The 17,058-nt window shown below is 65.8% G+C and carries 13 protein-coding genes; 6 read left to right on the top strand and 7 right to left on the bottom strand.

Annotation, left to right across the window (positions count from 1 at the left end; all coding sequences use genetic code 11):
- Window positions 1-79 precede the first annotated feature (79 nt).
- The 4 genes from HZ989_RS05485 to HZ989_RS05500 all read right to left on the bottom strand — a co-directional run bounded on the left by HZ989_RS05485 (window position 80) and on the right by HZ989_RS05500 (window position 7,316).
- Window positions 80-1,282: an alginate lyase family protein gene (locus HZ989_RS05485; protein WP_245162468.1), complete on the bottom strand. Its 1,203-nt coding sequence runs from the start codon at window positions 1,280-1,282 to the stop codon at window positions 80-82.
- Complete coding sequence (locus HZ989_RS05490) at window positions 1,276-2,058, bottom strand: glycoside hydrolase family 88 protein (protein ID WP_209322620.1); 783 nt, start codon at window positions 2,056-2,058, stop codon at window positions 1,276-1,278. The genes HZ989_RS05485 and HZ989_RS05490 overlap by 7 nt, the downstream gene beginning before the upstream one ends.
- A 118-nt stretch (window positions 2,059-2,176) precedes the next feature.
- Window positions 2,177-5,974 (bottom strand): LamG domain-containing protein, encoded by a 3,798-nt coding sequence (locus HZ989_RS05495; protein ID WP_209322621.1) that lies wholly within the window; start codon window positions 5,972-5,974, stop codon window positions 2,177-2,179.
- Window positions 5,975-6,155: 181 nt separating this feature from the next.
- A complete protein-coding gene (locus tag HZ989_RS05500; protein ID WP_209322622.1) occupies window positions 6,156-7,316 on the bottom strand; it encodes an aldose epimerase family protein in 1,161 nt (386 codons plus the stop codon).
- A gap of 372 nt (window positions 7,317-7,688) precedes the next feature.
- Between HZ989_RS05500 and HZ989_RS05505 the strand changes: the two genes are divergently transcribed.
- From HZ989_RS05505 to HZ989_RS05530, 6 genes are read left to right on the top strand one after another with little or no spacing between them, the layout of a single operon-like run.
- Window positions 7,689-9,404: a glycosyltransferase family 41 protein gene (locus tag HZ989_RS05505; RefSeq protein ID WP_209322623.1), complete on the top strand. Its 1,716-nt coding sequence runs from the start codon at window positions 7,689-7,691 to the stop codon at window positions 9,402-9,404.
- Window positions 9,405-9,408: 4 nt separating this feature from the next.
- Window positions 9,409-10,479, top strand: coding sequence for a class I SAM-dependent methyltransferase (locus HZ989_RS05510; protein ID WP_209322624.1), 1,071 nt, complete (start codon window positions 9,409-9,411; stop codon window positions 10,477-10,479).
- On the top strand, window positions 10,476-11,258 hold the full coding sequence (locus HZ989_RS05515; protein WP_209322625.1) for a phytanoyl-CoA dioxygenase family protein: 783 nt from the start codon (window positions 10,476-10,478) through the stop codon (window positions 11,256-11,258). The genes HZ989_RS05510 and HZ989_RS05515 overlap by 4 nt, the downstream gene beginning before the upstream one ends.
- A complete protein-coding gene (locus HZ989_RS05520; protein ID WP_209322626.1) occupies window positions 11,255-12,028 on the top strand; it encodes a bifunctional 2-polyprenyl-6-hydroxyphenol methylase/3-demethylubiquinol 3-O-methyltransferase UbiG in 774 nt (257 codons plus the stop codon). Before HZ989_RS05515 ends, HZ989_RS05520 begins: the two co-directional genes overlap by 4 nt.
- Window positions 11,989-12,591: a GNAT family N-acetyltransferase gene (locus HZ989_RS05525; RefSeq protein ID WP_209322627.1), complete on the top strand. Its 603-nt coding sequence runs from the start codon at window positions 11,989-11,991 to the stop codon at window positions 12,589-12,591. Before HZ989_RS05520 ends, HZ989_RS05525 begins: the two co-directional genes overlap by 40 nt.
- Before the next feature lie 4 nt (window positions 12,592-12,595).
- Complete coding sequence (locus HZ989_RS05530) at window positions 12,596-13,489, top strand: hypothetical protein (protein WP_209322628.1); 894 nt, start codon at window positions 12,596-12,598, stop codon at window positions 13,487-13,489.
- Here the strand turns inward: HZ989_RS05530 and HZ989_RS05535 are convergent.
- The 3 genes from HZ989_RS05535 to HZ989_RS05545 form a co-directional block, all read right to left on the bottom strand.
- Window positions 13,477-14,517, bottom strand: coding sequence for a hypothetical protein (locus tag HZ989_RS05535; protein ID WP_209322629.1), 1,041 nt, complete (start codon window positions 14,515-14,517; stop codon window positions 13,477-13,479). The two genes, HZ989_RS05530 and HZ989_RS05535, sit on opposite strands and share 13 nt — an antisense overlap.
- A gap of 21 nt (window positions 14,518-14,538) precedes the next feature.
- Window positions 14,539-15,678, bottom strand: a complete 1,140-nt coding sequence (locus HZ989_RS05540) for a DegT/DnrJ/EryC1/StrS aminotransferase family protein (protein WP_209322630.1) — start codon at window positions 15,676-15,678, stop codon at window positions 14,539-14,541.
- Between the two features lie 79 nt (window positions 15,679-15,757).
- On the bottom strand, window positions 15,758-16,708 hold the full coding sequence (locus HZ989_RS05545) for a phytanoyl-CoA dioxygenase family protein (protein WP_209322631.1): 951 nt from the start codon (window positions 16,706-16,708) through the stop codon (window positions 15,758-15,760).
- Window positions 16,709-17,058 lie beyond the last annotated feature (350 nt).

Genomic DNA, 17,058 nt, shown 5'->3' on the forward strand with positions numbered 1-17,058 from the left:
TCGATGCCGCTTTCGACCGGCCGTCGCTACGTTCGGCGACGGCAACGAGGACCTCCAGGACATCACCACGTCATCCGGATCATGTCCGGTTTGGAGGCGTGCATACGGCCAGGTTTGCCGACGCTGGTCCAAGCCAATCGATCCAGACGGCTGCGGGACGCCCTGTCGCCCGTTTCAGGGCAGCATACGGGTCGCAGAATTCAGGCTCCAGCAAGCTGGCAATTCCGAGCGTATTGACCGCGCCGGCGCGGTCCCACATCCCCGCATAGCCCGGCTGCCCGGCTCGCGCCCTGTCTGCGTCAAACTTGATCCGGGAGTTGACGAACTCCTGATGGGTCAGCCTGCCATCCGCGTAGGGGAGGAGCCAGGAGACGGCATCGCGTGCGCCAGCACCGGCAGGATTCCGCCATCCGAACCAATCCTCACCATGAACCCTTGCCGCCAGAGCCGCCGTCATCAAGGGATCCAGATTGTAGGTGACGTAGTGGATCGCATCACGCTCGTGGAAGTCGTGGACGGTCCCGTCGGCAAGAACGTTGTTGCTGACGTGGCGGCGATAGGCGGCCCTGGCACGGTCGATCAGCGCCGGATCACCAATCCGATAGGCCGCGAGCGTTGCCAGCTTGATCCTGTGACTTTGCCAGTTCGTGCCTGCGTTGATCGGGGTGCCGTCCATGGCGTCCAGGTAACCGATCGCAAGGGCTCGCCAGAAGGCGTCGATCCGGGTCTTGCCGTCCGGCGTCAGGGCGTCGCTAACAAGATCGGTCGTCATGATCAGGGTATCGAAGCCGGTTTCGTCGATCGGGTTGAAGGACCAGCGATAGGTCTCCGCCCAGGCCATCAGATAGACCTCGGCGCGCTCCGCGTAGCGACGCTCGCCCGTCAGCCGATAGGCGAGACCCAGAGACAGGGAGATCGGAAAGTCCTCTCGCGCCCGGCCACTGATCTCTCGAATGCCTCGGCCGGGGAGGGTGCCCTCGGTGTGGATCACGGGGATGGCACCCGGTGGTCTGGACAGGCCAACCGTGGCATTGGCGATCACGGCGTCGGCCGCCATGGTGCCGATATGGGTCGGCAAGCGATCTTCGGCTCCCGGCCCGAACAGGGCGAACCCTGATGCGGGTTCCTCGATCAAGACCGGCGGCATGGACTGCCCTTCGGCCCTGGCCTCGCCATGCGCCAGGGCGGCAAGGGTGATCAGGAGGCCCGCCAGCAGACAGGCTGCGGCGCGCGATACCGGCCACGACCGTCCTGATGTTCCGGGCGTGACCTGGCCTACCATCGGCGTTCCGCCATCTGGGCCGAGGCGAGCAAAAGCGCTCCCAGGGCTGCGTCATCATGTTCGAACGCCGCGAGACGATCAGGGGTCCGAAGAGCGTCCCAGCCGTTGAGGGCCGCGCTTTCGCCCTCGTTGAAGCTCAGCATTCCCGTGTTCAGACCCCACGTCAGCCCGAACACGAACAACGCCGAGGCACCCATATCGGCCGGCGTCGACCCATCGTCGAGGCGCGCGTGCCACAAGGCGTCGGGCCCCTGGGTGCGGGTAACCGTGCGTGCCATCTCACGGTACAGGGCGACATACTCGAGGCGAGCCAGGTCTTCAGCGGGCAAGGCATCCACCATTCGGGTCAGGGCGGCGAAGGCTGTCGCATTGATCTTGGCGTCGAAATGCCGTTCGCCGATGGCGTCTTCATTGGCATGAAACAGCAGGGCTTCGCGGTCGAAGAGGGTCAGCGCCATACGCCGGAATGCCAGGTCGAGCGAAGCGACCTTGGCCCGTCCCGACTCGCCTACCCATGGCCCGACCCAGAGATCGGAACCCCGGAGCAGATCGTTGCTCCGACAGTCAGACCCGGCGCAGATACGGGGTATTGTGATCGGGATCGTTTCTGCGCCGGTCACTTTGGCCTGTGCGGCCGCGGTGAAGTATCGCGGGTCGCCGCTTGCCCGGCCGAGGGCGTCCAGGCCGAGTGGCAAAAGAGGATGGCCCGCCTCGATCCGTCCTTGACCGTTCGCCGCCAGACGGCGCTCGACCAGCGGCGTGACGACCTCCAGCACACCGGCGCTCCATGCCGGATTGGTCGCTGAAATCGATGTCGGTGGCGGAGCCTCCGGCACGGATACGCACCCCGAGACCGATGCGACCGCGAGCAAGAGGGAACCGAGACGCACGGTTCTAGGGCGCATACGGGACCACATTGTTCTGGCGGCTGATCTCGAGCGGCTCGCCGTCGAGAACCAGCCGGATCCGGCTGTCCTCCGGTACCAGGGACGGAAGGGTCAGGGTCACCGTCTGGACCTTCGGCCGAAGATCGTTCGGGGCCTCCAGCGCTTCGAACGGGGCGCTGGTGAGGGGCACGCCCTGGGCCGTTTCCACGACCACCCGCCCCGAGGGTGAGGCGACGGACCCAAGGCTGTGAACGCACACCGTCATCTGGTGGCCGTCGATGGTCACATCGGACCGGCCGATCCCGACATCCGGGCGGATCGCCATCGCCGGCCCGGCTTCGACAAGCCGGAACTCCAGAACACTCGCATCGGGTGGCAGGATCAGCGGCAGGGCCTCGCCCGGTCCGAACGGGACCGTCCGGGCCTCCGCCGTGTCGGCACGGTCATCACCGTCCCCATCCGGTCCCTGAGTGACGCGCCAGGTTCCGGGCTGGATTTCGGCCCCCGTGATCGCCGCGCGCACGGGCCGGTTCGACAGGTTCCAGACGACGACGCGAAACCCGTCTGCGGCCGGTTCGCGCACGAGGATGGCCGTTCCGAGAGCGTCTTCGGGATCGTCGAAGCGCCAGCTGATCCTGTGGCCCGGAACGATGCGGTTGCGGGCGTGGGCGACGCCGCCCAGCCTCGCGCGCTGCAGTTGCACGCTGGGCACCTCCACGCGGTCGGTCCACCAGTGGTCCTCGGTCTGCATGCGCATGCGCACCGAGGCCGACTGAAGCTCGCGGGCATACAGGCGTTCCAGCGGCTCACGGTTTCCTGTCTCGGCGGCAGCGAAGGTCAGGGCATCGGCCGGTGCGTCCGGCGCACTGGCCAGGTCCACATAGCGCTGATCGAGCTCCGGTCGGCCCAGGTCGCGGCCGACGTCGCTGTTGACGTTCGCGAACTCTGCCGAGCGCGCAGGATCTCCCAGTGGCTCCAGATAGGCAGCGGCACCCGTCCACCGCCACGCAGCCCACAGCAACATCGCGGTCGGCCCAAGCCCGGACCCGCGCTGTGCGTCCGTCGTCCAGTTTATGTCCGCCGGCCAGGAGATCGTCCCGTCGGTGCCGGTTTGACGATGGGCGACGTAACCGTCCGCCAGTTCGAGCAGCAGTGACCTCAGTTCCGGAGACCCGTTGTAGTCAACCAGGAGCATCCCGGGATGCAGGATCAGATGCGACTGGCCCTTCGACCAGTCCCATGGCGTTTCGCGGGCGAACAGCGAACCGCCGAAGTTGTTCGAGATGATGTGCCGATGGCCGGCCGCATTGATCGCCGTGATGTCGGCGTAACGCCGCGCCGTCGCCATCAACCGCTCGATAGCGACGGGATCGCCGCGGTTCAGCAAGGCCGCCTGGCTGATGGCGTTGATGCCTTCCTCGTAGGTGTGAAGCTCGTCGGTCTGGATCCGGTTGAGGCCCTGGTCCCACATGTCGTTGCGATAGCTCGCTTCGACGAGTGCATTCAGCGAGGCGTTGAGCTTGTCCGGATCGACCCCCATCAGGGCCGGGCCAACCCACTGATTGGTCAGGTCCGTATCGTCGGAAATCCCGCCTCCGAACTCGCCGTTGACCTGGCGGTTGTCGATCCACCAGTTCACGAAATGACGCACCTGCTTCAGTGCCTCTGTCTGACGGAAGGCCCACAGGGGAACGCCGGCGGGAGGGATCGGCTGGACGAAGTCGGGCAGGGGCTGGGCCGCGTTCCATTCGCTCCAGTAGGCGCGACCCTCGACATTGTCCGGATCGATCCTCAGCAGATCGGTCAGGTCGCGATAGAACCGGTCGAACAGCGCCAGGTCCCGCGTGATCTGGCGTTCCTCGACCAGAAAGCCGTAGTTGTCCTTTATCTGCATCAGACGGTCGGCGACATGCTCGGCACGCGCGGCGTCGCGGGTCTTGAAGATCAGGCGGACGCCCATGCCGTCCAGGCTCCCGGCACTGAAGTCGGAAGCGGCGGCGGCCACGGTCAGGTACAGGCTGTGATCGTTGTCCAGTATGCGGTCCCGGGTGTCGAGAAAGACGGTCCGGGCCTCTCCCGGGCGGACAGAGACGTTGATGTCGAGCAGGTCGCGCAGCGGCCAGGTGGGGTCCTTGACCCGTATGTTCAGCGAGATCAGGCCCGCAGCATCCGGCGTGGCGGTCAGGGCAGGAATGTCGAGCACAATACCGTCAAGGCCACCCGCCTCCTGAAAACTCAGGGTCGGCACGTTGCGGATCAGGGGACCGCCCGGCCGGCCGCGGCGGAAGTCGATCGGCAGCACCACATGGACGATCGGCCGACTTCCCGTCAGGGGCGTGGCGCGCGCCAGGCCGGGCGCGCTGTCGGGCAGGGCCACGACCGTGTCGCGCTCCTCGCGTGGATAGCGGCCTGCAATGAAAGCCGTCACGTCGTCGATGGCGACATAGCCGGGCTCGACCGCGCTGCGGACGACATAGCGATAGTCGCCGAGGCTTTGAGGAATATCACCCGCCGTCACGTTGTAGACGCCGATCTCCTGAATGGGGGTCTCTGGCTCCGTGTTGGTGAAGCGCAGCGCGCCGCCCTGCTGGACAGGCAGGCGCGTCGAGGTGCGTTCGGCACTCTGCGGGCGTTGAAACAGACTCCGCGCCGGCGACGCGTCGATCACGCGGCTGGCGTTGATCCGGGCGTCGACGGCAGCCACCTCGCCATAGGCTGCGCCCTGGATTTCGACCTGGTTCCATGGCTCCTGCGGCAGGAACCAGGTCGCAGACCGGCCGCCCATCGAATAGACGTTCCAGTCCGGCAGGATGAAATAGTCGCTCCGCCCGGGCAGTCGTGAACGATTGTAGACGCCGGGCCATGTGGTCTCCCGGATACCGTCGTTGCCCTTCCAGTGCCGCTGCGCGACGTCGCGTTGATCCGTGAACTCGACGCGACGAATGATCGTGACACGATCGGCGAGATACGGCGCTGCGCCCTGATCAAAGCCGAAGCGACGGCTCCACGCATCCTGCCAGGGCCGGGATGCCAGTGCCGGGACATCGGCGCTTCCCCCTTGTCGCATCGCGCCGATCTCGGCCCCGGACAGGGCCCGTTCGTAGATCCGCAGATCATCGTAGTCCGACCCGCGGGTGAAGCTGTAGCGACTGTGAACCTGTATCGGCGAAACGATGCGGGCGGCGGTGCCGAACTGGTCGAGAGCCGCGTCCAACGGCGCAGAGGTCGCCTCGGCCGCGACGCGTTCGCCGTCGACGAACAGCGCGATGCCGGTCGTCTCGTCCCAGGTGAAGGCGAGGTGGGTCCAGCGATCGGGATCCGGCGCGACCGGCAAGGTGTAGGAGGCCCGCACCCGGGCCAGATTGGCGTCGGTGACGAAGGCGTCGAAACCAGAGCCGTTCCAGTCGATGCGCAGGAACGTCATGTCCCAGCTGGAATGGTTGGCATAGCCGACGCGGAACAGGACGAAAGGCGTCGGACCGGTCGCATAGTGGGCCCGCCAGTCGAACGCGACCGTACCCCGTTGCGCAAGGATGTTGCCGGGCGCGGACCAGGCCAGTTGCTGATCATCGCTCCCTTCGAGGTAGCCACCCCTGGCCCCGCCGGTCGGTCTCACGGCGATCCGGTCGGCGAACGTCGGCTCGGCCTGACCCCTGGCAAGGTCCGCTACCACACTGCTGTCGGCCGACATGTGAAACAGCAGGCCATCCGGCGGGCTCGTGACCTGCCGGGCGACCGCTGCGCCCGGCGCACCAATCGCGACGCATAACGCAAGCCAGCCCAGCCGGCCGATGAACGTCCGCATGCTTCCCCCAATGGTGGTGCGAACCCGGCATGGTGCACGGCGTTCGCCCTTGCCTTCGCGTTCCTCTGCGGCTTTTGGCCTGCCGCCTGCAAAGACTATGACACCGGTTTCCGGAAAAGAAAGCCAGACACGGCCGATGATTCACCGGCAACAAAGGTCCATTGGCCTCCATTGCTGTTGCTCAGACCGAAAGGCCGAAGCGGTACTCGCTGGTGGAGCGAAAGGTCTCTCCCGGGCGGAGGACGGTGGACGGAAACTCGGGTCGGTTCGGGCTGTTCTGATAGTGCTGGGGTTCAAGGCACAGGCCGCAGCGCGGATGATAGGGGACGCCGCCCCGGCCGATCATCTCAACCGCATTCGCCGTATAGAATTGAACGCCGGGTTCGGTGGTCCAGAGCTCCAGCCGGCGTCCGCTGGCGGGGTGATCGACCCGGGCGGCGCGCCGCAGTGTCCCCTGCCGCCCCCGAACGACGAAGTTGTGGTCATAGCCGCCGCCGATCGTCATCTGCTCATCGGGCGTCGCGAGGTCGCGGCCGACCGGCTTGGGTCGCCGGAAGTCCAGCGGCGTGCCGGCCACCGACCTCAGTTCGCCGGTGACGATCTTGTCGGGTCCGAAGGCGGTGAACCGGTCGGCGTCGATCGTGACGATATGGTCCAGGACCAGTCGATCGGGGGCACCGGACAGGTTGAAATAGCTGTGATGGGTGGGGTTGAGGACCGTCGGCCGGGTCGTCGTCGCCTCGAACGCCAGGGTCAGGCGGTCGTCATGGGTCAGCCGGTAGGTGACGGTGATGACCAGTTCGCCGGGAAAGCCCTGATCGCCGTCTGCGCTGACAAGGGTCATCGCCACGCCGGGCCCCGCAGCCGTCTCGTCGACACGCCCGGTCCAGTTGCGCTTCGAAAAGCCGACCGGGCCGCCGTGGGAACTGTGGGCCGCGCCGTCGGTGTCCAACTGGACCGCAAGACCATCCAGGTCGAACCGGCCACCGGCGATCCGGCCTGCGTATCGGCCGACCGTTGTTCCGAAATTCCGCGAGCGCGCGACATAGTCCGCATGGGTATCGAGGCCGAGGACGACATCGGCCAGGACCCCGGTCCGGTCAGGCATGGTCAGGGACGTCACCGCCGCGCCCCAGGTCATGATCTTCGCCGTATGGCCCGCCCGGTTCGTCAGCGTGAAGAGCCTGACCGGTTCCCCCAGGTCCGTCGTTCCGAAATCAGCCACGGTCACGCCGGGGGCGACGGGAGATTGCCCGGACGGCCGGAGGATCGCACAGGCCGACACAGGGACGGCGGCCAGGCCACCGGTAAACAGGCGACGATCAAGAACGGGTCCTGTCATGGGGTCCTCCTGTGGGTGCTCCGCTTGCCGGCCTCCGGCGAGGCAATGCGGGTTCGGCATGCACCGAAGCACCATGCCCATTTGCCAACACTCTGTCGCCGGTGTCATTTAGTCCATGGTGCTCGCCGTCAGCGAACGCCTCGATAATTTCGAAGAATGGCGCTTGGGTACAAAGCTGGACAAGTCAGTCAGCACCCACTGGAAGCGAGAGCGTTGACACGATCCAAGCGAGTACGCTTTTCCTGCCGGGATGGTCTCACGGCGCAGCCAACTTGAAAAGCTGGACGCCATCATCGCCCGGTGAGTTCGTCGTGGTTAACGCCTCATTTAGCGATGCGGCCCAGGCTGACGTATCCAATCGGAGTCGCCATAATGTCCGCCGTCCATGCTAGCGAAGCGTTCGCGGACATCCCGACGATCGAAGATGGCCGCGCCGCTCTGGCGCTGGGAAATGCGATCGAGGCGGTAGAGCTGCTCTATGCCATAAGCCAGGCCAAGCCCGCTGACTATGATTGTCGCTACTGGCTCTACAGCGCCCTGGTTGCGGCGGGACATCCGGAGATCGCAGGTCCAACCCTGGACGACGCCCGAAACCTGCATGCTGTGGCGGTGATACGTTCGGTCGGCGGGGATGTTAGCCGCTTACGCACCGATCCCGCCTATTGCGGGACCCTGGGCATGCAGCTCTATCAGGCTAACCTGATGGGGCCGGCGACGCTTGCCTTGGGCAAGGCGTTGGACTTCGACAATCTCGATCCGAGCTTGCTGATCAGCTACGGCCTGTCGATGCAGCACCAGGGTCGGATGGCCGAGGCTATCGACATCTTCAACCTTGCCGCCGAGACCTTTCCTTCGCCTGGGACCCACGGTTTTCTCATCTATGCGCTCTTCCATGGGCCTGACCGCCTGAAACAGGTTTCGGAGGAGGCGCGCAAATGGGCCGCGCTCTACGCTGCGCCCCACACGCCGAAGAAGGCGTCGTTCACCGGCCAGCCCGTAGTGAACCGTCGTCTGCGGATCGGCTATGTAGGTCCCAGCTTCTCACGCAATCAGGTGGCGCAGTTCCTTATCCCTGTCCTTCAGGCTCACGATCCGGCGGCCGCAGACGTTTTCCTGTACTGCGCCGATCCGTCGGTCGAGACCGGTCTGCCGGACGCCTGCACTGTCAGGGGGATCGGGTCGATGTCGGACGCCCAGGTCGTCAAACGGATCCGCGCTGACGGGATTGATGTCCTGGTCGACGTCTGGGGGCATACGGCTGGGAGCCGCCTGTCGGTTTTCGGACATCGCCCGGCCCCGGTGCAGGTCGCCTGGATCAACTTCGTCCAGACCACGGGGCTGGAGGCCATGGACTATGTCCTGCACGCCGACAGCATGGACGCCCCCGACACGGCGGACTATTTCGTTGAGAAGATCTGGCGGATGGGCGACATCATGGCACCCTACAGACCTGCCCCGCATCGCCCTGAGTCCGTGCCGACGCCGTTGCTCCACAAGGGCCACGTCACTTTCGGATCCTTCAACAATCCGGCGAAGATCAGCGAACCAACCGTCATGGCCTGGGCGGAAATTCTGCAGGCTCGGCCAGAGGATCGGCTGGTATTCAAGTACCGCTACTATGTCGATCCCGTGTTGCAACGGACGACACAGGCCCGGTTCGCCGCCTATGGGGTCGGACCCGAACAACTGGAGTTCCGCGGGCACAGCACGGGCACGGAGTATCTCAGCTCTTTCGCCGACATCGATCTGGCGCTGGACCCGTCCCCCTGTACGGGCGGAACCACGACCTGCGATGCCCTGGCCAATGGCGTGCCGGTCCTGACGCTGAAGGGCGAGGACTTTTTCTCGCGCATTGGCTTGCCCGCTCTTCTGCCGTGCGGCCTGACCGAGCTGATCGCCGAGGACTGGGGCGACTATGTCCAGCGGGCCCTGGACCTGACCGCCGACGCCTCCAGACTGGACGGACTCCGTCAGCGGGTTCGCCCGGCGTTCGAGGCCTCGGCCTATCGCGACGAGGTGGGCTTCACGCGCAATCTTGAGAGCGTCTTCCGCGAGATGCTCGCGCGCAAACGCGCGGATCATCGGTGAGATCGTGACTGGAACGGTCCTGATCTTTCCAGCCGGGGTGCCGGACGCCCTGAAATACCGCGCGGAGTCGGCCGCGCGGGGAGATCGTGTCGTCGGCGCGTCCTCGCTGGGTTGGAACCCCGATGCGGACCGCTATGATGCCTGGGAGTATCTGCCCTACGTCCACGCGCCTGAGTTCGCGGATGCGCTCGAGAGCCTGATCACGCGTCTGGGGGTGACGGCCGTCTACTCGCCGCATGAGGTCGTCAGCGGCTATCTCGCCGAAATCCTCCCCGGTCTGGCGCGAGGGGTCGACCTGATCAGCGCCTCGCCCCTGCTGGCCAAGGAACGGGCGTACCGGGCCCTGTGGGAGCGCGCGGCGGAAATCAGCGCCGCGCCCGACTGGTTCGGCGGCGGCACCCCGCGTCTGGCGGGCGCTCGTCTGGCCGGTCTTCTGCGTTTCGTCGACGACGTGCCCGGGATGTCGGACAATGACAAGATCGCGGCCATGATCGAGGTCGCGCGCCATGTCCCGAGCGGGGATATCGTCGAGATCGGGTCGTGGTGGGGCCGGTCCGCGGCCCTGCTGACCCTTCTGTCGCGCCACCACGACCTGGGTCCGCTGCTGTGCGTCGATCCCTGGCGCGCGGACGCCCTGCCACAGGGCGTGGCGATCCTGGACAAGGCCAGCGCGGCCATGAACCTTGACGATGCCCTGGGCATCTTCGAGACCAATCTGGCACCCCTCGCCGACGGGCGGGTCAACTATATCCGCGCGGCCTCGACCGTGGCCGCCGAACGCTATGGCCCAGGCCTGACGGTGGAGACCGAGGCCCTCGGCCGAACCGCCTATTCCGGACGGATCGCCCTTCTGCATATCGATGGCAACCACGCGCTCGAACGGGTGACCGAGGATGCAGACTGCTGGACGCCGCACATGGCACCGGGCGGCTGGGTGGTGTTCGACGACTATGTCTGGGCCTTCGGCGACGGACCCAGGACGGTCGGTGATGCATACTGCGCGCGTCATGCCGACCGGATCGCGCGCAGCTTCGTCATGGGTACGGCCCTGTTCGTGCAGCTGGAAGCCCGATGACGCTGGATCAGAGCGAGATCGATGAGCGGATTCGCACCCGCGGCTGGGTTCGCTTCGAGGGCGTGCTGGACGCCGATCGGGTCGCCGTCCTGGCGAGCGACGCCGAGGCCCTCTACGCCGTTCGCCGGGACGTGCAGGTCCGAAACGGCGTCGCCGCCAATATGGAGGGCACGGCCCACCACGCTCTTGGCTTGAACAACAGCCTGGACGGCCTGATCGCCGACATGCCGTTGCTGGATCAGATCGAGCGCTTTTTCGACGGCAAGGTCATCCTCCTCAATTTCGGAGCGACTCTCCACCCGCCGGGCACCACGGCCTATACGCACAAGCCCCACAGGGATGTCCGGACCTGGTCAAACGGCTTTCGCCTGTCGCTGAACATGCTGATCCTGCTGGACGATTTCACCATCGAGAATGGCGCGACCCGCCTTCTGGAGGGGTCGCACCGGATCGAGGCCATGCCCTCGGCGGACCAGTTCGCCGCCCAGGCCATTTCCCTGACCGGGCGGGCGGGCGACATCATCCTGTTCGACAGTCTGGCGGTTCACAGCGCGGCCCCCAACCGCAGCAAGGCCCTGCGTCGCGGCCTGACGCTGTGTTTCGGCCGTCCCTTCATGAAGCCGCAGATGGACTGGCCTCGCTTCCTGCCGGTCGAGACCCATGACGGTCTGACACCGACCGCGCGGCAACTTCTCGGGTTTCATGCCCAGGTGCCGTCCACCGTCGAGGACTACTATCAACCGCCTGAAAACTGGGCGTTCAAGGCCGACCAAATATGAATGCGAAGCCCGCGATAATCCATTCGAGCGCCGCTGCATCAAGCGAACGCGACCGGCTGGCGGCGGCCGTGGTCTCCTATGGCGATGCGGTGGGGCCGTTCGACGCCCTGATGCGCGGGTACATGATGCGCACCTTCGCGCCCTGGTTCGCGGATGGCGCCTGCCTTCAGGTCGGATGCGCGCACGGGGATCAGACCTCCCTGCTGTTGGAGCGGTATGACGACCTGACGGTACTCGAACCCGATCCCACCTTCATCGGCCACACCCGCGAGCGGCTGGGCGATCGTGCGGTTTTCGTCGAGGCGCTGCTGGAGGACTACGAGACCGATCGGCGCTTCGATACGATCGTGTTGTCGCATGTGCTGGAACATGTAACGGACCCCGTCGCGGCCCTGCGTCGTCTGGGCGAACTTCTGGCATCGGATGGACGGCTTTATGTCGTCGTCCCCAACGCCGAGGCTCCGTCACGACGCATCGCGGTGAAGATGGGTCTGTTCAGCCATCTTGAGGGCCTGTCCGCCGCTGACGAGGCGGCTGGTCACCGACGCGTCTACAGACTGGACACCCTGCAACGCGACGTGGCGGCCGCCGGACTGGGAGCGGAGCACAGCGGGGGAATTCTCTACAAGCCCCTGGCCAATTTCCAGTTCGATGCCCTGATCGGAGGTCCGCTGATCAGCCACGACTTCATGGAGGCGTGTTACGCCCTTGGTCAGGAACGGCCGAGCGAATGCGCCAGCATCTTCGTCGTCGCAAAGGCCGCAACATGAGCATTTACGGTCGCAAGGTGCGTCTACGGGCGCTGGAGCCTGATGACATTCCGCACCTGCATCGCTGGGCGAATGATCCGGCGATCTGGCGCCTTCTGGGAGGTTGGCAATTCCCATCAAGCGAGATGAGCACCCGGACCTGGCTGGATGGGCTGGCGACCGATCGACAGAACCAACGCTTCGGAATTGAACGGATAGAGGACGGCCTGCTGCTCGGCACGGCCAATCTCGTCTCCATAGACTGGAAGAACGGGACTGCCTTTCACGGCATGATGCTCGGCGCCAGCGAGATCCGGGGAAAGGGCTATGGTCTCGATGCGGTCATGGCGGTTATGCGCTACGCCTTCGACGAATTGCGGCTTGAACGCCTGGACGGCGACATCATCGAATACAACGATGCCTCGCATCGTCTCTATGTCGGCAAGTGCGGTTGGCGTGAGGAGGGGCGGCAGAGAGGCTGGCACTTCCGCGAGGGGCGACGCTGGGACAAGATTCTCGTCGGCGTCACACGGCAAGACTATGCGGATCTCATCGCTGAAAGTGACTACTGGGCCGGCGGCTGAGCCCGTGCACCCCTATGCGAGCCCGACCTACGCCCTTGCGCTGAGCCACGCGGGACGGCCGGTGGTGGTGCCGGAGTGGGGCGTCTCGGTTCTGGCCCGCCCCGTCCCGGTCGATCCGATCCCCGGTCACGAGGACGGCCTCGAAGATGCGACGGGGATCTATCCGTTGACCCCACTGGCGGCCGCCGCGGACCTGTTCGGGGGGCTCGAGCGGTTGCGCACGCTCGGCCTGATCTCGGTCGTCCTTGTGCCCGATCCGCTCGCAGGACCGTCGCTGGACGGGCTGTCGGCCGCGTTCGACCTCGTCCGGCCGTTCAAGTCCCATCTGACGGTCGACCCCGCGATCGGGCCCTACAGTCCCAGCCGCCATCATGCCGAGCGGATCCGCCGGGGACATCGGCGCTGCCGGATCGACGTCGGGCCGCTGGGACCCTGGCTGGAGCCCTGGGGCCGGCTGTATCGCGGTCTGATCGCCCATCGCGGCGTCACAGGCATGGCCGCCTTTCCCGACCGCAGTTTCGAGATCATGGCGAGCGATCCGGCGTTGACCGCCTTCGCCGCCTTGGTGGGAGACCGGATCGTTGGCATGACCCTGTGGTTCGCCCACGAAGGCGTCGTCTACAATCACCTGACCGCCGTTGACGCGGACGGTTACGCCAATGGCGCCAGCTTCGCCCTGTACGACAGCGCTATCCTCCATTTCGGGGGACAGGGCGTGGTCAACCTGGGCGGCGGCGCCGGGGTCGGCTCCGGCGAAGGCGGCCTCTTCGCCTTCAAGAGAGGCTTTGCCAATGGAGAGGTCATGACGTCGGTGTGCGGCGCGGTTCTGGACTCTGCGCGGTACGCGGCCTTGGGCAAGGGCGTCGAAACGGGGTTCTTCCCGGCCTATCGCGGCTGAGCGTCGGCGAACGCCAGCACGGCCTCGGCCATGCGGAGCATGTCCGTCGGCCCATAGCGGCCGTCCAGCGGCAGGGATACGCAGTGACGGCTGAGCCGGTGAGCGTCGCCAAAACTTTCCGGAGAGGGAAGGTTCGCCCAATGACGAGCGGCCCAGATACGTTTTTCCGCGAGGTGGGTGACGAGGCCGGCCGCGTCGGAAACGACCACCGGAAAGGCCAGGGGGGCAAAATCTGGAGCCGGGATCGTCCAGAGAGCGCACGCATGCAGCTGGCCGGCGAGATCCTGCCAATTGCGTCGCCGCGCATCAGCCTCGTGTCGGAAATCGATGAAGGCGAGGGCGGCGAGGGTCCGTTCGCTGCAGCGGCGAGGTTCGGCGTCGAAGGCGGCTTCGCGCGCCTGATAGGCCGGAAACCATCTCTCGGGATTCCGCCCTTCGACGTCCGCCCCGCGTCTCTCATTGACGGTCCATAGCCCTGGCAGGGAGGGCTGCGTCACCGGCCTGGGCAGGCCGGTTCCAACCAGAAGCCCGCCATCGGCGACGCCCAGCAGCTTGCGGGGACTGTAGAGCCGAACCGCCCCTTCGATCCCCGGTCCAGGATCAAGGGCCTGGGCCCGGTCCTCGATGATCAGGATGTCAGGGAAATCCGCAGCCAGGGCCTGTAAGGCGGCCTCGATGGGTCGGCCAAACCAGGCGACGACAAAAACCGCATCGCCGGGTGCCAGTGCGGCGCGCATAGACTCGATGTCGGCCGTCAGCCGATCATCCACCCCGTACCAGGCCAGTTCCACGCCCGCTCGCGTCGCCCCCTCGACAACGGCGCCGCAAATGTATGCCGGCAACCACAGCCGCTTGATCGCGCGGGCGGCCAGCAGGGGGGCGAGGGCCGCGCGTGCGGTTGAAAACGCCCGGCTCTCGGCCTGATCCGCCGTCCAGGCCGCCCAGACCGTGAGCCGGGACGACGATGCGCCGTCAGGCTCCGCCGCCGGGATCACGCTGCCGATGCCTTTCGGCGGCGCTTCAGTCATCTCGATGGTGTGACCTCAGCCTCAAAGGCTCGCCAGCGCCGAGCCCAGGGCAGCGGCGACGCGCGAGATCTCGTGTTCGCCCATATCGACCGCGAACGGCAGGCCGAGAACGGAACGGCCCAGTGTCTCGGTGACCTGCAGGTCGCCACGGGGACATTCGTTGAAGGCCGGATTGGCGTGACAACCACGGTCCCACCAACGCCGGGTCTGGATATCCTGATCCTGGAGGCTGCGTTCGATGGCACCGACCGATCCGTCCGGCAGGCGCACCGAACAGACGCTGGTGACCCAGTCGTCGCCCCAGCCCGACTGGAACCGGATCTCAGGCAAATAGGTCATCGCGGCTCGCACCAGTCGTGCGGTTCGCAGGAATCGCAGCCTGTCGGAATCCCAGGTGTCCAGGGCCGCGAGGCCGACGGCGCCGGCATACTCGCTGAGCTTGGCGTTGGTCGCCGCGATGTCGGAGACGCGTGCGCCACGAAAACCGAACGTGGTCAACTGACGGAGCCGCGCGGCCAGGCCGGCGTTTGTCGTCGCCAGAAATCCGCCTTCGCCGACACCCAGGACCTTGGTCGCGTGCAGGCTCACGACGGTGGGGATATCGGCCGTGCGGGCCGTGTCGAAGGCGGCGGCGGCGTCCAGCACCACGGGCAGGCCGGTTTCATCGCGCAGCGCCCTCCAGCCGTCGAGATCCGGCATGGCACCGAAGGCGGCCACGACGATCGTCGCCGCGATCGGCCCAGGAGCCTGTTTCAAAGCCTCGCGTACGGTCGCCGGCCGAAGCATCCAATCCTCGGGATCGACGTCGAGAAACAGGGGGATCAGGCCGGCGGCGACCACCGCGTGGGCCGTCGCCACGAAGGTGTACGACGGAATGGCGACCAGGCCGCCCTTCGGTAGATCCAGGGCCTGCAGCGTCAGGGTCAGGGCCTGGGTGGCATTCACACAGGTGACCACGGCCGTTCCCGTCTCGAAGCGTTCGGCGAGGCGCGCCTCGAACGCGGTCAGGAGCGGGCCGAAGTTCGAGTAGGTCCGGGCCGCATCCATGCGGCGGAGGTAAGGAAGGACCGCGTCGGCGTCGGGCAGGCGCGGGCATGCGGCTGGAATGACCTGAGAGAGCCGTTCGATGGGCCGATGCGCGCTGGCGCTGTGGACAAACATGCTCAAAGCTCTCGCAGGTTCTTCGATCAGGAGACGCCTGACGTGGTTAACGAGGGGTTATTGACGAAATGAAGCCGCCTCAGCCCTCCGCCGCACGCACGGTGTTGCTCATGATCTGCGGCGAACCGTCTGCGGCCAGGTCCACCCGGGTGGTATCCAGCCTAAGCGGTCCTCGAATGGCGGCGTTCACCAGGTCCAGACCCACAGCCGATGCCGATCGGCGACCGATCAGATAGCGGAGCGAGATTCGCTCGTGATCTGCGGTATCCGGTTGGGTGCCGTGCAGAGTGAAGGGATGCCAGATGGCTGCGAATCCCGTCTGACCGGTCAGTACGGTCTGGCGCACTTCGGCGGACTGGCCATCGGGACTGTCATAACGCCAGGTTTCTGCGTCCTTGCGCGCCAAGGCGTGCGGAAAGGAGGTCGCGCCCAGGACATGGCTGCCCTTGAGCAGGAACAGCGGCGCATCTGATCGGCCGACCGGATGCAGATAGACATACAGGGTGAGGAAATCGGCATCCCGGTCCTTGAAGTCGATAATGTCCTGGTGGAAATCGATGCCGTAGAAATAGGTCACGTCCCGATAGTCCGGCTTGACATAGGGGCCGAGATTGTTGACCGGCGCTCCGTCGATCCTGGCTTTCAACCAGTCCGGAACCGACCGGGCGGGAACGCCGCAGACGACCTTGCGGTCCATGATGACATAGTCGGGCCCCAGCACTTCGCCGAGAGCGTCCACCAACTCACGATCCCGCTCGACGAACGCCAGATCGGCGTCGAACCGTTCGAGGAGATTCCGACCGGGACGAGGATTGACGCCCCGATACTGGGGATCACGATCAAAGGCGGCTTCGTCCAGGAACAGGGTCTGGTCGAACGCGCGCACGGCCCTGATCTTTTGGAGCAGTGCTGACGCGGCGGCGACGTCAAGCGACGCTTCGAACAGATAGGCGCCGTCGCAGATCAGGGTGTCCGTCACGGACCGCCCCGTGCTGACCCCGGTGCTGACGTTGCGAGCCGCCGAACTCATGGTGATTCCCCGTCCGTCATCGTTTCAAGAGCGTACCCGACTGCGGCGGATCGTCGGACGTTCCGGTCGTTGTCGCTATCGAGCCGACTAAACCGTGGAGGCCGTGCAGTCCCTGAGATGTTAAGGTGATTCCAGAGCGATTTGCTAAAGGCGTCGCCAGAGTCGGTCACGCGACCCAGGCCACCAATGGAATGTTAACCGGATCACCAGAGCCTGAAGTGGTCGCTGCCGTTCGTAGAGCCCTTCTATTGTGAGGTCTGTCATGTCCTATCCGATGGTCGCCAACCCCGGGGCGAAATCGAGCATGGGCGACATTGTCGGCGATTCCGGATCGGAGGCCCGTCTGGCGC

Origin of the sequence: Brevundimonas sp. AJA228-03 (assembly GCF_017795885.1) — a bacterium.
GTDB lineage: Bacteria > Pseudomonadota > Alphaproteobacteria > Caulobacterales > Caulobacteraceae > Brevundimonas.

Coding starts and splice junctions, on each gene's coding strand:
- HZ989_RS05525 (WP_209322627.1), top strand. CDS start 11,989: ATGCGCCAGCATCTTCGTCGTCGCAAAGGCCGCAACATGAGCATTTAC.
- HZ989_RS05495 (WP_209322621.1), bottom strand. CDS start 5,974: ATGCGGACGTTCATCGGCCGGCTGGGCTGGCTTGCGTTATGCGTCGCG.
- HZ989_RS05500 (WP_209322622.1), bottom strand. CDS start 7,316: ATGACAGGACCCGTTCTTGATCGTCGCCTGTTTACCGGTGGCCTGGCC.
- HZ989_RS05540 (WP_209322630.1), bottom strand. CDS start 15,678: ATGTTTGTCCACAGCGCCAGCGCGCATCGGCCCATCGAACGGCTCTCT.
- HZ989_RS05545 (WP_209322631.1), bottom strand. CDS start 16,708: ATGAGTTCGGCGGCTCGCAACGTCAGCACCGGGGTCAGCACGGGGCGG.
- HZ989_RS05535 (WP_209322629.1), bottom strand. CDS start 14,517: ATGACTGAAGCGCCGCCGAAAGGCATCGGCAGCGTGATCCCGGCGGCG.
- HZ989_RS05505 (WP_209322623.1), top strand. CDS start 7,689: ATGTCCGCCGTCCATGCTAGCGAAGCGTTCGCGGACATCCCGACGATC.
- HZ989_RS05520 (WP_209322626.1), top strand. CDS start 11,255: ATGAATGCGAAGCCCGCGATAATCCATTCGAGCGCCGCTGCATCAAGC.
- HZ989_RS05485 (WP_245162468.1), bottom strand. CDS start 1,282: ATGGTAGGCCAGGTCACGCCCGGAACATCAGGACGGTCGTGGCCGGTA.
- HZ989_RS05515 (WP_209322625.1), top strand. CDS start 10,476: ATGACGCTGGATCAGAGCGAGATCGATGAGCGGATTCGCACCCGCGGC.